The sequence below is a fragment of the Streptococcus rubneri genome, assembly GCF_004785935.1.
Classification (GTDB): domain Bacteria; phylum Bacillota; class Bacilli; order Lactobacillales; family Streptococcaceae; genus Streptococcus; species Streptococcus rubneri.
Genome location: NZ_SRRP01000001.1, coordinates 1,524,122 through 1,540,827 on the forward strand (window position 1 = coordinate 1,524,122; position 16,706 = coordinate 1,540,827).

5 protein-coding genes are annotated in these 16,706 nt (G+C 45.3%); 1 reads left to right on the forward strand and 4 read right to left on the reverse strand.

Annotated features, from left to right (window positions below; genetic code table 11):
- Nucleotides 1-4 precede the first annotated feature (4 nt).
- The 4 genes from E5S68_RS07445 to E5S68_RS07470 all read right to left on the reverse strand — a co-directional run bounded on the left by E5S68_RS07445 (nt 5) and on the right by E5S68_RS07470 (nt 15,741).
- Nucleotides 5-463: a CtsR family transcriptional regulator gene (locus E5S68_RS07445; protein WP_135782963.1), complete on the reverse strand. Its 459-nt coding sequence runs from the start codon at nt 461-463 to the stop codon at nt 5-7.
- 253 nt (nt 464-716) lie between these two features.
- Entirely contained in the window at nt 717-4,427 is a 3,711-nt protein-coding gene (locus E5S68_RS07450; protein ID WP_135782964.1) for an alpha-L-fucosidase, read from the reverse strand.
- Nucleotides 4,428-4,533: 106 nt separating this feature from the next.
- On the reverse strand, nt 4,534-8,829 hold the full coding sequence (locus E5S68_RS10765) for a sialidase domain-containing protein (RefSeq protein ID WP_234697699.1): 4,296 nt from the start codon (nt 8,827-8,829) through the stop codon (nt 4,534-4,536).
- 105 nt (nt 8,830-8,934) lie between these two features.
- A complete protein-coding gene (locus E5S68_RS07470) occupies nt 8,935-15,741 on the reverse strand; it encodes an Ig-like domain-containing protein (RefSeq protein WP_135782965.1) in 6,807 nt (2,268 codons plus the stop codon).
- A 407-nt stretch (nt 15,742-16,148) separates the two neighbouring features.
- Here E5S68_RS07470 and E5S68_RS07475 point away from each other — a divergent pair, with 407 nt between their 5' ends.
- Entirely contained in the window at nt 16,149-16,619 is a 471-nt protein-coding gene (locus E5S68_RS07475; RefSeq protein ID WP_135782966.1) for a COG2426 family protein, read from the forward strand.
- The last annotated feature ends 87 nt before the right edge of the window (nt 16,620-16,706 follow it).

Sequence of the window (16,706 nt, forward strand, 5' to 3'; positions counted from 1 at the left end):
AAAATTATAGTCCCTTTCTATCAACTTGTTGGATGATCTTTTGGACGATGCTAGATCGAATGCGATCAGCTTCCATTCCTAGAACTTCATCTGTTGCCGTCACAAAAAGAAGTTCAATCTCTCTTTGAGTTAAGAGTTTTTGTTCATAGAGCATTTGCAACAGATCCCAAAAAATCGTCTGACTAATGTGCTCTCCAATACTGTCACGAAGTTCTTTCAGCATTTGATGTTGGTCTGAAAATTGAACCTTTCCAATGCGGATATAGCCCCCGCCACCTCGTTTACTCTCTACAATATAGCCTCGACTTTCAGTAAAGCGGGTCTTAATGACATAATTAATTTGACTTGGGACAACTTTGAAAACATCAGCTAATTCACTTCGCTTGATCTCTGCAATTCCTGCTTGCGATAGCAAGGCCTTGATATAGGCTTCAATACTATCAGATGTATTTTTATTTCCCATAACTCTCCCTTCCCTTTTCGATGATTGTAATTGGTACTCCAATACCTTTCTGTTGATGTCTTGACTTGGAAAAGTCGGACGACAAACCTATTTTCTCAAGATTGACCTTATTTGACTATTATACAATTTTTATGACGGTAAATAAAGCAATTACACTATTGAACTGTTAGAGAAGACGAGGATTGTCAATGAAAGAGGGAAAAAGCCTCAAAAAAGAGGCTGGGATATCCCAACCTCTTGTGAGAAGAATCAACTACTCTTTCCGACGAGCGAATTTCACTCTTCCGCCTAAGAGACCTAAACTAAGAACTCCTAGCCACGCAATCATGCCACTTTCTTTTGTACCAGTTTGAGGCAGTTTACCTTCCGCTTGTAGAGAAGGACTTTCACCCTCTTCTTCTACTGGATGCTCGGCAGTCAAAGCAGGAGTTGTTTCCGGAGTCGTCTCTTTCAGAAGAACCGGAGTTTCTTTCTCTTTTTTATCTTCTATTGGCGAAAGAGGGGCCTGCACTTGCAAGTCTTTGCTTGAAGTTGCAGGGATTATTGAAGTCGGCAGATCAGGTGTCACAGGTCTTTCTTCTACCTCACCTGTTCCGACTTCTGTAATTTGGTCCTGGGCTTCCACTTCGACAAAGGCATCGACTTCTGTCCGAATTTCTTTGCCTTCTTCTTGTCGAACCTCGATCAACTTCAATTTACGACCTACTTGCCCTGCTTGAAGGATCCGGCTTTCCCCCTTAGCTAAGTCCTTGTTCTCACGCGTTTGAAGATTGAATGGAATCTCCTCTGCTTCTATGAGAAGCTCTGGCTTTTCAAGAATCAAGTCCCGAACACCTTCGTCTGGACGTGTTTGTGTTAATGGTTCATAATTTTGAACATTTTCTAAGATGGTTTCAAGGGCTTCCACTTGATTCGCTGCAGCAACCAAATCTGGTTGCTCTTGATTCAACAACTGAGTCAACTGAGTCAATTGATGTTGAATAGTCGGTTTGAGGTCTGCTTTCAAGCGATCGAGAGAAGTAGCCTTGATCTTTTCTACTCCTTCTTTGATAATCTGTTGTAACTCTTCTTGACTGAGCAACTGACTATCTTTTCCTGATAGGACAAACCGGTCTACCTGGATGGCTCTAGATGACTGAGGATCATTGAGGGCTGGATCTAGGTGCAAGCGTAGCTGGTGGTATCCTTTTGCTAGACCTTGCAGATTGACCAAACTCTGATCGAGCTTGCGTTGGTCTCCATAGCCACTGAAGTAATGATCGCCTTCAATCTCATAATCATGACCACGCCCTTCTTCAAAGGCGATTTCTTTTCCGTCTAGGGTGACGCTGTAGAGACCATGGCTTGGATCAACCACTCCTCGAACCTCCACACCAGTTCCCTTAAAGGTGATGGTCACATCAATGTGTTTCTTGCCTTCCTCATCGGTCACTTGGTTAAAGCTAGACCAGGATTCTGTTCCATTTGAGAAGTTTTGATTATCTGTCTCATGATGCCAGCCTTGGCTGTAGTGCAGTTTTGGATCTTGGTCATCCACTTCTTTGCGATTTTCTGGAAGCAGGTCCTCGTTCATCACTTGGACTGTCAGCTCTGGAATAAAGCCGACCAGACTTCCTTGATCCGGATGCAACAATTTGACCTTAAAGTCATAGACATCTGTCGCCTTGCCTGCGAAATCAAGGGTTGGGACTTGGACTGTTTTTTCTGTCTCTCCATCTGCAAACTCGAGAGTGACATTGGTATCTTTATAAACCTTGCCATGAACCCCTGTTCCTGGTTCTGTGATTAATTTAAGACTAGCGCTTCCTTTAGAACCGCCTTTTCTCTTGACGACGACTTGCGCTGGGTCGCCTTTCTTAACGGCTAGGGTTGGCTGAGCAAACTCAAAGAGACCCTTTTCTTGGTTATTGAGGGCATAAATCCCTTCCGTTGCGATCGCATCTCCCTTGCTATTGACCAAGGTCAAAGTATGGGCTCCTGCTTTCAAATCCGGTGTTTCATAAACCTTTTGGCTGCGTTTGCGGGTTGGACTTTGGGTATTAACCGTCGCTAGTTTTTGGCCATCGACATAGACATCCATTTCCCCATGACCAGGGTCGACAGTTGCGACGACATAGGCTTTGGTCCCTTCAAAATGGTAGGTTGCAGAAGCTCCCTTTTCCTTGGTCCACATAGAGGTGCCTCGAACGCCTTCTCCCTCTTCATTCCATTGGCTATTGGCACGGTCAGCAGTCCGGTCAGAATGATAGGCCAAACCAAGCGGATAGCCATCCGTTTCTTCAATGCTAGCTGGCGTCTTATAGACAGAGACGCCGTTCAAGATTGGAGTGGCTTGGGCATCGGTGATGGACACCCGGAGGTAGCGACTATCAACTGGTTGCCCTTTGATCAAACGGCGGTATCCAACGGTTGACCCAGCCCCAAAAGGAACCCATTGCCCATTCACCGCTACATCGATGGTGAAACCGGAAATCCGTTGGCCTTTCTCGATGGTTTCTTTGAGCTCTACCACATCAAAATGTTGCTCTTTTCCAAGATCGAGGACAAAAGATCCGGTCTTGGCATCATCAGCAGGTGCCCAACTGGTCTTCTCATCTCCATCCGTCAAATGGCTGGCTGAGTAATGAGAATTGCGCCGTGTCGAGTCAGCTTCTACCAAAGCGCCCGCCGCATAGTCCACGCTGTAGAGTTGATCCAAGGTCTGGCGGAATTCTTTCAAACGGGCTACATCGGCATCCGCAAATTTCCCATCTTGATTCGGTGGAATATTGAGCAAAAGCGGGGTTCCACGGCCGACCGATTTGAAGTAAATGTCCATCAATTCGCGTAAAGACTTAGGCTCTTGATTGTCATGGTAGAACCAGCCGGAGCGAATAGAAACATCGGCTTCTCCCACTGAGTATTGCTTCCCTTCCGGATCCCCGTGATTGAGGTAACTGTTGGATGGATTGTTGCGAATCTTATCTGGATTGACCTTATGCCAAACTGGATCTCCGGCAATCCCCTTTTCATTTCCGATCCAACGAACATTGGTTGGCTCAGCTGAGAAGATGGCAATATCTCCTTGGGCCTTACGAATGGCATCAAACCACTTATCAAAGGTATAGGTGACTTTTTGAGCCCCATCGCCACGCGCTCCATCCATCCAGACTTCCACGAACTTGCCCTTGTTTCCATATTTTGGATTTTCAAGAATTTCTTTGAGCTGGTTGAGATAGTATTCGTTGTATTGGTCCTCTGTATCCACATGGTAGAGCGGGCTGTGAGCATCCCAAGGGGAGAGGTAGACCCCCATATCCATGTCATACTTGCTGGCAGAAGCAGAAACCTCGGCTAGGATATCGCCTTTCCCTTCCTTCCAACCGCTTTTAGCAATGGTATGGTCGGTGTATTTGGATGGGTACAAGAGGAAGCCATCGTGGTGCTTGACGACCATGATGGTTCGTTTGAAGCCCGCGTCTTTCAGGGTTTTGATCCACTGATCGGTATCCAGATGCTCTGGATAGAAATAATAAGGGTCTTCTTGCCCATCTCCCCACTCACGATCGTAGTAAGTATTCATCCCAAAGTGGATGAAAGCTGCTAGTTCTTCGCGGTGGTATTGCATCTGAGCCTTGCTTGGAAGTGGTCCATAATCCGCAATCTCAGGCTCCTCATCTAGAGAAGTGGCTGGTTGGCTTGCTTCTGTCCCTTGGCTAACTGCGCGATTTTCTTTCTCACTAGTAGCTGATGAGGACTGTTCTGATTCTTCTTGGTGCTCGTTCACAGTTTTCTCCTCCTTTCCTTGATCCCCTGCATCGCTCGTTTCGACACGTTCTTCACGCGGTTCACTATTCTCAGCTTGTTCCTCTGCGTAACTGGTAGTAGCTCCTAAAAAACAAGTCGCTACGACTACCGAGCAGACGCCTACTGAGAGTTTACGAATACCAAATCGATTTCTCTTATCAAATAATCTTTTTCCCATATTCCATTCCTTTATGTCATCAGGTAAAGAGGGTGGAGACTCTCCCCATCCTCTTTCTGTTACCTGTGAACTTTTCACCGTATGTTTACTTGTTTATCCAGTTTTTTTACTTGGCCTTATCGGCTCTTTTTTTCTTATCATCCAGCACAGCACTGGCAAGGCCTGCCACTAGGAGACCTGCTACAAGGCTTGCGACGCTTTCTTCCGTTCCCGTATTTGGTAATCTACCTTCGGAAACTGAAGTTACTGAAACCACTGGAGTTTGAGCCTCTTTCTCGACTTCTTTACCTGCTACATTTGTCTCTTCATGATGCACCCCTTTAACCTCAAGAGATGGCTTAGGAGTCGCTACCTGCTCTGGTCTTTCTGAGGCATGAGGATGTTCTGGGTTCGGAAGTGGTTGCGGCTGTGGCTGTGGTTCTGGCTGTGGCGTTGGCTTGTCACTTGGATTTTCCGTTGGAACTTCCTTGGTGCCGACTTCTGTGATCTCTGCTACTGGTTCCACCTCGACAAAAGCATCGACTTCCTTCCGGCTTTCCACACCATTTTCTTGAGAGACTTCCACCAAGCGCAATTTGCGGCCTTTTTGACCTTCTTGAACCACACGTTTCTCACCTTTTGGAAGATCCGCATTTGGACGTTCTAGGCGTTCAAAGTCCATCTCTTCTGGCTCAATCACCAACTCTGGTTTGGTATGAACCAGATTCTTAACCCCTTCTTCAGGAATGGCCGAGCCTGTAGGAAGCGGACTTCCTGGTAATGTGAGGGAAGTCACCTCTACTGGAAGACCATGCAGACTGGCTATTGATCCTGAACCAAGTCCTATCACGCTTGCACCCGCATCATTTCTACCAGCCTTAAAGAGGAGGGTATGAGCGTCTTTTTGCGTTACAAAGGAAAGGCTATTTCCATTTGAAAGGGTAAGAGTCGTTGGCTCTGTTACCAAGACTTCGTGGTTGAAGCTTACTGCCAACAGTCCTTCTTCCGTTTCTTCCACCTTTGTAGCAAGAACTTTTGTATCATGGTGAGCTCCGGTTAAGAAGGTCCAGTTGAATTTCTTAAAGGAAAGAGTGTAAGGATTTCCTCCAGAATCATAGTGTTCGTACAAGAGCCCAAACTCATCCGGTCCGATTTGTTGAAGAGAATTGTAGGCATACTCTCCGTCTTGGATCAAGTAATGGTGAAGCCAGGTCAACTGACCATCTTCTTCGACACGAGCTACGCGAATGTAGCCATTCTTCCTACCAGGACCGTTGGCATTGGCTAGAAGGATATACTCTTTGCCATCCTGGACAGTATGAGTGGCTGCCATCTGGACATAGACATCTGGCACATCATAGCGGTCTACATGGTTATCCCATGTTAGCCCACCATCATGACTTGTTGCTACTTGTAAGTCGCCGGTTAAACCTCGCATAAAGAGTTTCAACTGGCCATTATTGAGTTGTACGACTGAGGACTCTGTATTTTGAGCATAGTAGTCACTCATAGTGCTGGAATCAATCACTCTACCATCATAAAGGGTCCGGTTGTCATTGACACCGCCACCCATCTGCCAAGTCTTACCATGGTCATCTGAATAGATGATGCGAGATGATTGAGAACCGTTGAGGTGGTTGGTTCTGTTTGTCGTATAGACAGGGACGACAATCCGACCTTTATGAGGTCCATTCTGGAGGGTAATTCCCACTCCAGGTCCCACACCTAAGAATTTCATCCAGTCAGCTTTGACCATTGGAGTAATATCTTGTGGTGCAGACCAAGTTTTCCCATCATCATCACTGTAAGACATCCATAGGTAGCTGTCTTTAGCAATTCTAAATGGAGAAGTTTTATTGCTTGTAAAGTAGATATTTCCTAGCAACTGCTCACCTTGATAAAGGTCACCTTTATCGCTATAGGATGGTTTAACAGGATCTACAACAACTCGGTAATTCGTTGCCTGCCCATCTGGTGTATAGACAAGGCCATTTTCACGAATCGTATAGGCTCCCTCTTCTCCTTCGCGATAGAGGATTTGATAGGTCTTGCCATCGATTTCCTTATAAGCTACTTCTCTCTCAGAAGACATTCCAAAGATACCTTTGCCCTCTGGAAACATATCATAGACTGAAAAAATTCGTTTAGTCTCCGGATCTTGCACCAAGACCATATCGATATTGACTGGTGAACCAATCGTTGGATCGTCCGCTTTTGGATTGTCTCGCAAATTCGTAACTGTAATCCGATCGCCCCATGTTTGTCCATTGTCCTCACTTCGTCTGACAACCATACCGATATCACCCCAATCATAGTGGTGCAATCGACGTTCATCAGCTCCAGCAATCAAGGTTCCTCTGTCAGTCTTCAACAAAGCAGGAATACGATAGCTAGCAATCCCATCTGGATTGGTTTGCCCATCCTTACCTCCTGTAAAGACATCCACCTTATCTGTCAAGACTCCGCCCTCCGGCATTTTATCTGGAAGTGGTTGGCGCAGGAATAGTTGGGAACGTTTTGCTACTTCTTCTGCTGTAAATGGACGGTTATAAATGGTTAAATTCCGAACCTCAAGCGGACTACCCCAGACCTCTTCAGATCCTCGACGAGTAGCACCAATTTGCATATTGGTCACATCTGGCTGATCGAGTAAGAAACGACCTGATTTAGAACTTACTTTAGAAAGCATACCGTTCACATATAAGGCAATTTCTCCTTCTGGACTGTTATTATCCGGACGTTTTACTGTTACGGTAATAGAATTCCATTCACCCTTCTTCACAGACAATGGCGCTTCGTTAAAGGAATCGTAGAACTGATGACCATTGCTATCTCGGCCCTCGACAATAGGGACACCATTGTTCACTGCAATTGTGAAATATTCATTGTTATGACTAGCCGATGATACTGAAAATAGATTATAGAAATTTGGAGCTTGGGAATCTGCCTTATATTCGATATGAATAGTTGCTTCGCTTAATTGCTTCGCCACTTCAAGATCCGCGCTCAGATCAACTTTTTTATCCTCTGCATGGATTGTTTCCTTGTCCTTATAGACAAGAAGCTCATCTTTTACGAAAGGTCTACGCGCCACGTCATCACGCTCAATCGGTGCTGGATCATCTGGAACTGCATCTTTTGTAAAATGAAGACGGTATTCTCGCGTCAAACTTCCATCCTCTGCAGTCACTCTCACCAGTGCAGGCAAGCGTGGATCATCTGCCTGAACCACCGTCACTGCTGCTCGTCCTTTTGCTTGAGCTGTCACCTTTGGCAACGAATCCTTGTAAGAAATAGTGTAGTCTTGCTGCGCCATTCGGAAATTGTTGAGAGGGCTACCACCTACCGAAATGTCTGCTTCAATATCCTTATCCGCATTTTCTTCAGGAGAATAAAAACCTAATTCGACAATGCCAATTCCTTTCTTATCATCCTGTCTTTCCATTCGGAAACGCATAGCCTTTGCAGACGTTGGTTCATATTCGAGGATCGCTTTTGCACCAGATACTATAGGTGAAGTGAGTCTATAGTCAACTTTTTCCCAATTTTCAGCCTTATAAAGAGGATGCTCCGGTGTGTAGCGAAGATTCGAATAGTATTCTGGAATCGTAAAATCCGGTCCAATATATTTTTCTAAAACCAATTTAGACGGAGTTCCCGTCTCCTTATCAGCAAAGAATTGGACCTTGGCATGATCCGATGTCTTTTCAAGAATGTTCCCATCTTTTTGGTAAATGACTCCAACTGAAACTTCCTTACCTTCCGGATTTGAACTCCAGTTCGTCCATCTATAGCGCTCATCAGTATAGCCATCATTGATGTAATCAACATAATCCTTTGGATTCGATGTGATATCATTGCTTTCCGTTGCAAAAGAACGATTCCCTTGCTCATCGTACTCTTCATTCAGTGAGAGGTTTTCAGCTTTTTTATCTGAAATTCGAACCTTCATAGTCGTTGTATGCGGGGTCCCCACCACCTTACCTTTAACAACCAATTCTTTAGCTACTTTCAGATCTGTTTCACTGACTGGCTCCCACTCCGTTGCCGCCTCTTTTACTTCAAACTGGTCTCCCTTAGGAGAATAGACAGGAACCGTCGTCGGCAAATTCAGAGACTCTCCTCGTCTTATAAAACGACTATATTCTTGAGCAGCAACGGGTTCAACAGAAGTAATGGTATTCGTTTCTCTTGTAGCAGATTCTGTTAGATGTTCGCTATTTTCCGATTTCCGTTCTTCTCCTTGATCCCCTGCATCGCTCGTTTCGACTCGTTCTTCACGAGTCTCACTCCTCTCAGCTTGTTCCTCTGCATAACTGGTAGTGACTCCTAAAAAACAAGTCGCTACCACTACGGAGCAGACGCCTACTGAGAGCTTGCGAATACCAAATCGATTTCTCTTATCAAATAATCTTTTTCCCATATTCCATTCCTTTATGTCATCAGGTAAAGAGGGTGGAGACTTTCCCCATCCTCATTTTTTTACCTGTGAACTTTTCACCGTATAGTTGCTGGCTTGTCCAGCTTTTTACTTGGCCTTATCGGCTCTTTTTTTCTTATCATCCAGCATAGCACCGGCAAGTCCTGCTGCTAGGAGACCTGCAACGAGGCTTGCGACGCTTTCTTCTGTTCCCGTATTCGGTAAAGTCCCTTCGGAAACTGGAGCAGCTGAAACTGCTGGTGTTTGAGCTGTTTTCTCGACTTCCTTCCCTGCTGCATTTGTCTCTTCATGATGCACCCCTTTAACCTCAAGAGATGGCTTAGGAGTAGCTGCCTGCACTGGTCTTTCTGAAACTGGCGCATGAGGAACTTCTGGGTTCGGAAGTGGTTGCGGCTGTGGCTGTGGTTCTGGCTGTGGCGTTGGCTTGTCACTTGGATTTTCCGTTGGAACTTCCTTGGTGCCGACTTCTGTGATCTCTGCTACTGGTTCCACCTCGACAAAGGCATCCAGTTCCTTCCGGCTTTCCACACCATTTTCTTGAGAGACTTCCACCAAGCGCAATTTGCGGCCTTTTTGACCTTCTTGAACCACACGTTTCTCACCCTTCTGAAGATCCGCATTTGGACGTTCTAGGCGCTCAAAGTCCTTCTCTTCTGGCTCAATCACCAACTCTGGTTTGGTATGAACCAGATTCTTCACACCATCTTCAGGAATAGCTGTTCCTGTTGGTGCTTTTGCTATGAGTGAGATTTGATATACTTTTTCGAGCTTGCCATCTTCTGATACAACCTTGACAAGAGCAGGTGTATCAGAACCTTTAGCATCAACAACTGTAACAGCTGCCCCATTCTTACCTTGTGCTGAAACTATTGGACGTTCTCCCTCATACTCTAGATGATAATCCGTCACATCTGGGTTGAACCCTTCCAAGTCTTTGCCATTTACTTGGATAGAGACATCTGTCGTTGCATTAGCTTCTTCCGTTGGTGCATAGGCACTCAGTTCAATAATTCCAATCCCTTTTAGATTCTCATTTCGAACCATTCTTAAGCGGATGGCTTTGGTTCTGGTTTCATTGAAGCTAAGGTTGGAGATATAACCAGGTTCAAAGTCATAATCCAAGCTGTAAGGAATTTCTTCCCAGTTAGAGGCTTGGTTAAATGGATGATCTGGAAGGTTTTTTAGATTGCCATAATCATCCGGAACATCAAAGTCTGGTCCAATGTAGCGTTCAAGAACCGTCTTGGTTGGCAGACCTGTTTCCTGATCTGCAAAGAAGTCGACTGCTACTTTATTGACTAAGCGCTCTGTTACTTGACCATTTTTCTTAAAGATGAGACCGGCAAACACTTCTGTTTGATCTGGTTCTCTCTTCCAGTTGGTCCAACGATAGTACTCGTTGTAGCCACCATCATTGATGTAATCGATATAGTCGATTTGATTTGGATCGAGATCGTTGGTTTCACTGGCAAATGCTCTGGTATCCTCTCCATTATAGTTCGGATTCACAGATAGATTTTCCCCTGTTTTCTCTGAAACTCGAACCGTTAATTGAGCGGTGAGATCATAGCCAATGACTTTGCCTTGTAAGGTAAAGGTCCCTTCATGAGAAAGAGCATCTGCTGGTACAGCTTGCCAGTTCACCGTCAGTTCCTTGCGTTCATAGCCTGTAGCCCCTTTGAAGTAGACGCCTACGGTAGATGGTAAAACTAGATTTTGACCAACCTTCACAAAACGGCTACCTGCTTCCACTGCTACTGGAGCAGATTGTTTCAGTTTTTCTGCATCGCTTGTGAGATGGAGGCGGTATTCTTGTAAGATGGTGCCATCTTCTGCTTTGTGGATGACGCGGATTGGCTCACCTTCGTGGACGCTTGGAACCACTGTTGCGAGGCCGTGTTGACTAGCGCTTGCATCCACTTGTGGACCACGCCCATCGATATAATAATCAGTCACACTTGGATTGATACCTGGTAAGACTTGGTTATTGACACGAATGGTTAATTGACTCTTGGATTCTGCTGCTACTTTCTTAGCAAAAATTTGCATTTCTGAAATAGAGCTTCCACGCTTGTCTTCTGGAGTCTTCATACGAATCCGAACTGCGTAAGTGTCTACCTTGTCAAAGGCAAAATGATTCATCTTTCCAGCTGTTACAGGTTCTTCAACGGTTAAGTGGCTCACTTCTTTCCAGTTAGCTGGGTTGTTAAATGGATGGTCTGTTTCGTCTTTGACGCGATTTGGATTGCTTGGTACTGCTGGGATTTGCTCACCCACATAGTATTCAATCACATACTCACTAGGAGCACCGACTCCATGGTCTTCATGGAAACCAACGTGGAGATTATCCACAGCACGCTTGGTCAAGATACCAGAATCCCCAAACAAGATTCCGACTGAATCTTCGGCATTGTTGCGACCCCAGTTGGTCCAACGGTTGGCAGGAGCATCTGTAAAGGAAATCACTTTATCATTGACCTTAGCAACCGGGTCTGCATCATTGGAATCACTTGCAAAGGCTAATGGTAAGACAGAACCTGTCCATTGTTCTGCTACATTTGCACCTTGAACGGTATCTTGAGAAACACGAACATGCAAACGAGTTGGCAGGTCTGTTCCTTCCACTTTCCCAGCTAGAACAAATTCCCCTTCTTGGGCAAATTGTTGTGGATTAACTTGATCCCAAACGACTTTTGCTGCGAAGGACTTCCCGTTAGAGTGATACGCACGAACACTTTCTGGAAGCGCTGGCCGCTCTCCGACAGGCGTCGTCACGCTCACCTCTTCCACTGCAATAATGCCTTCTACAGTTACTTTTGCCTCAGCTTTTTGGTCGATTCCTTCAATGTGGCCTTTGACGGTAAAGGTATGGTAACGACCCACTTGATCCGCTGACACTGGCTCCCAAGTCACTGGTTTTTCTTTAGGGAATCCCTTGTCATATTCCACTAAAGCTGTTTCTGGAAGAGTTGGCAATACAGCTCGATCTGTGCTCACACGTACTGGACGAACTTTTACGACTGATTTTTCTTCTTGGTTTGGAGCAATCGTAAAGTCTACATGCCCTGTTTGTCCTTGATAGTGAGCTTCAAGGCGGACTGCACCTGGCTCTCTCAGCTCAAGACCATTTTTTGTTACTACAGCCTTCCCTTGGCTACCAGAGGCTGTCGCAATATCAATTTGATCTGCTTTTAGATAAGCCTTGCTACCGTCTTGGTAATGAGCTACGACTTCCAAAGGAAGTGTTTGATCTTCCTTGAAGTCCTGGCCTTCTGGCAAGCGCAATTCTACTTTTTGAACTTTTGGACTTTCTTCTTGGAATTGAACAGCATAGGTCTGCACAGCTCCAGTATCTTTAGCCGTCACAAAAATCTGAGCCTTCAAGCCATTTTCACGATTGGCTTGAATCACTGTTACTTCGCCATTTTCAGCTGTCGCAGTTACCAGACCCGGCTCCTGACCATAGGGAAGTGGACGGAAGATAGTCCGGTTGCCACTACCAAATTTAGGAAGTTCTTGGCCATCCAGATGAACTTTTGGTTTTTTCACTTTTGAAGCTTCACTACCTGCGACAACAAGAGTTGCTTCAACAATCTCTCCATTTCCTAACTGACCGGTTGCTTTCAAGCGGGCTCCTGGAGTCTCTAGATCAGCTTCTTGGCCTGCTTCTAAGGTCCATTGGTCGACTTCATAGCTGGCAGTTTGGCCATCTGTGAAGACCAATTGAACGGATTTGTCCACAGTGGATAGATCCGCTCCCTGAGGGATTTGTTTGATGACAGGAAGGACTCGATCGACTCCAATCACATTGACAAGGGCTTCAACGGTTTGTCCTTGGACATGGCCTTTCACACGGACTTGGCCAGCACGACTATAGTCTGCCGCTTCCCATTCAACGGCTTCCTCTTGGGCTTGGCCATCGCTATACACTACAGATACACGGCTTGGAAGCATAGGACTTTCTCCCAAGTAAGCCTGAGTTCGAACCGGTTCAACTCCCAAAACAGAGCGTTCTGCTTGGTCTTTTTTACCAGTAAAGAGGCTCACTTGATCAGAATCCAAACGATCGGAGTCTGCAAATAGGGTAAAGGAGCCTGCTTGCTCAGTTGACTTGACAATGACAACCCCTTTGCCGTTAAAGGCCCGACGTTGCCATGACCCATCTTCCTGGGCTTTATAACGTTCGCGACTAGCTTGTTCTCCATTATCTACTCCGACGATTTGACCTTGTCCATGAAGGTGGAAGTGTACCAAATTGTTAGCTGTTGGCACGACACGCCCCTGATCATCGACCACCTCGTAGGTAATGTAGGTCAGGTCTTTTCCATCTGCTGCAATGGCATGTTCTTCTTTGACCAGACGAACCCCTGCTGGCTTCCCAGCTGTTTCGATCTTATCGTAAGCAATTTGCTCACCAGCTTCATTCCGAGCAATCGCTTCTACTTTACCAGGCACGTAAGGCACCAACCATTCCAAATAGAGTTGGTCTGGACTTGCCCCTTCTTGATAGGTTCGACCATCAGCTGTTGTCTTCTTGGTAAAGGTTTGAACTCCTCTTGATTCTCCATTGACAACCAATTCCACGCTGTGGGCATTGGAGAAAACGCGGACTGGGATCCGACCTTCTTCATCCATGACATTCTTAGCCAGTTCTTCATTTTCCCAGTTCCAGTGTGGCAAGAGATGGGCCATCGGATGTTTGTCAGCTGACAACCACTGGCTTTGGTAGAGGTAATAATCGTTCTTTGGAATTCCTGCTGTATCGACGATACCAAAGTAAGAGCTTTTTACAGGGGTTGAGTTTTGGTTATGCCATGGAGTTGGCTCGCCAATGTAATCGGTACCGGTCCAGATAAATTGCCCTGCATAGCCAGCATGATCGCGATCAAAAGTCCAAGAATCCGTGGCTGTTCTTCCCCAACCTACTCGATCATTTCCGTAGTCTGACTGCTCATAATGACGGTCTTCTTGGTTGCTACCCACCCATTCTCTTTCAGGGTGATAGTAAGATCCCCGTGTCCGTGTTGCAGAGGACGTCTCTGAACCATAGATGAGCCATGTTGGATGCTTAGCACGCAAGCTCTCATAGTTGGCTTCTGAATAGTTAAAACCAACAGCATCTAACTCATTTGCTACCTTTTCATGGCCACCTGTTCCATCGCCAAAACGGAACTTATCTGCTCCCATGGTGACATAGCGGGTCGCATCGACTTCCTTAATTGTCTTGACCAAACGACGAACAGTTGCAACAGATTTGTCTGAACCATCTGCCTCGCCGACTTCATTTCCGATTGACCACATAACAATGGCTGGATTGTTCTTGCCGCGTTCCACCATGGTTCGCAGATCATAATCTGACCACTTATCCCCTTTCCGAGCTTCTGGGTGAGTGGCATCTTGCTCAAAGAAACGACCATAGTCGTATTGCTTTTTACCGCCATACCAGGTATCAAAAGCTTCTTCTTGAACCATCAAGCCCAGTTCCGCTGCGATTTGCAAGGTTTGCTCACTTGCTGGGTTGTGGGTCGTCCGAATAGAATTGACTCCCATGTCCTTCATTTGTTTCAGACGACGGTACTCCGCCTTATAATTTTCTTCAGCTCCAAGGGCCCCATGGTCATGATGAAGGGATACCCCGTGGAATTTCGTAGCCACACCATTCAGGAAGAAACCTCCTTCTGGTGTCCAGTTCATATAACGGTAGCCAAAGCGTTCTTTTTGAACATCCACTAATTGTGCATCTCGATAAACACGAGTATACAAAGTATAGAGGGCTGGGTTATTGGTCTTCACATCCCAGAGGGTCGGTTTTTCCACTTGAAGAGTATGAGATAGGTGGACTTCTTGACCAGCTAAGACAGATTGAGCTTCACTACGGACCTTTTGACTAACGGCTTGACCATTTTGGTCTAGGATTTCGTACTCCGCATAGATCTCATGGGCTTGATCGTCTTGATTGACAATGCGACTCTTAACGAGGGTATCGACAGCCCCATTCTTTTGTTCTTCTAATTTTGGACTAGTGATAGTAGTACCATACTTAGCCAGATGGACCTTATCTGTGACTGTTAGTTTCACATCCCGATAGATTCCACTACCTGAATACCAACGACTACTTGGTTGTTGGTTGACTACATGAACTGCAATACTATTTTCACTACCGTCTGTATTCAAATAAGGAGTGATATCATAAGAAAAAGCATTGTAACCATTTGGATAGTGTCCAACAAATTGACCGTTGACATAAACCTTGGAATCCATATAGACTCCACCAAAGTCGAGGCGTACTTTTTTATCTAAGTCCTGATCCTCTAGACGGAAGGTTTTACGATACCATGCATCTCCACCGTTGAGTTGGCCTCCTTCGTTTTGAGCAGGTGAGTTGTGGTCAAAGTTAAAGAAAATAGACCAGTCATGGGGAAGATCCAGTTTCTTCCAATCCTTGACATCGACATTTCTCCCTTCCGCACCAGAGCCTGCATTGAGTTTAAAATACCAATCTTTATTAAAATCTCGTTCGCGATCTTGCACCATATCCTCTGCTCCCTTGCTTTGTTCTTGAGAGCTCACTTGAGCAGCTTCCGCTGCACGATCCCTACCACTCTGCTCAGCAAGAGTTTGTTTTTCTCCTGCTGGCACTACTTGCACTTCCTCTTTCTTTTCAGGAGTAATGACAGCTGGAGCCTCTATAGTAGTTCTTTCAACTGCGCCTTCTGTCACAAGCGGTTGTTCACTAGATGGTGTCACCTCCTCTTCTGCTAGAGCTTTTCCATCCTCCTGAGCTAAGACAGACGGAGCACCAAAGAAGGAAACACCGATTAACACGGAGCAAGCTCCAACCGCTAACTTGCGAATACTAAACACACTGCGCTTTTCAAAAAATGACTTTCCCATAAATAACCTCCTCTTGGGATCATGTGATAACGTAAGCGCTTTCAATACTGGGTAAACAGTAGAGAATCTCACCTAATAACTATACCAAATAATCTTACTTAAACAAGAGAAGAATCCGAGTGTCTTTAGTTTGATTAAAAAGAACTATAATTTGTAGAGCAAAGAAAATCGTCCTTTTTTACCGAAAAATACAAAATTTGGATGAAGCTTAACTATTTAATAGATTTTGGTAAATTTCCAAATTATTTTCTGAAAACTTGAAGAGCACTAAAATTCCTCTTGCTTTTTTCACAAACTAGCCGGAAGTTACTGCTTCTGTTTTAGATTTGCAGAATTTTTAGTCTGAATGGTTGTGAATTTAACGAAGATAGAGTAGAATGGAAAGGATCAATTAAAAAGGAAATCTAATGAAATACATTCTTACATTTTTAATCTCTATGGTTCCTCTCGTGGAACTCCGTGGAGCTGTTCCCTTTGCTATTTCAAGAGGAATTCCCCTCTGGCAGGCGCTCACGATTGGGGTTATCGGCAATATGCTTCCGATTCCTCTTATCTTCTTTTTTGCTCGTCATATTCTCGCCTGGGGAGCAGATAAACCTATCATCGGTTCCTTCTTCACCTGGTGTTTGAATAAGGGCCATAAGGGCGGTCAAAAATTAGAAAAAGCTGCAGGAGATAAAGGAATCTTTTGGGCCCTTCTTCTCTTTGTTGGGATTCCTCTCCCAGGAACAGGAGCCTGGACAGGAACCCTCGCCGCTTCCATCCTAGATTGGGATTTCAAACGCAGTGTTCTAGCAGTTATGTTAGGGGTTATTCTAGCAGGTCTTATCATGGGGATTCTTTCTCTTTTACTTGGACTGGATACCTTCGCTCATTAAGCACAAAAGGACTGAAACAGTTGTTTCAGTCCTTTTCATCTTGCATAAAAGAGGTTTCTGTGTTGAAACCTCTTTTTGTAGCCTATC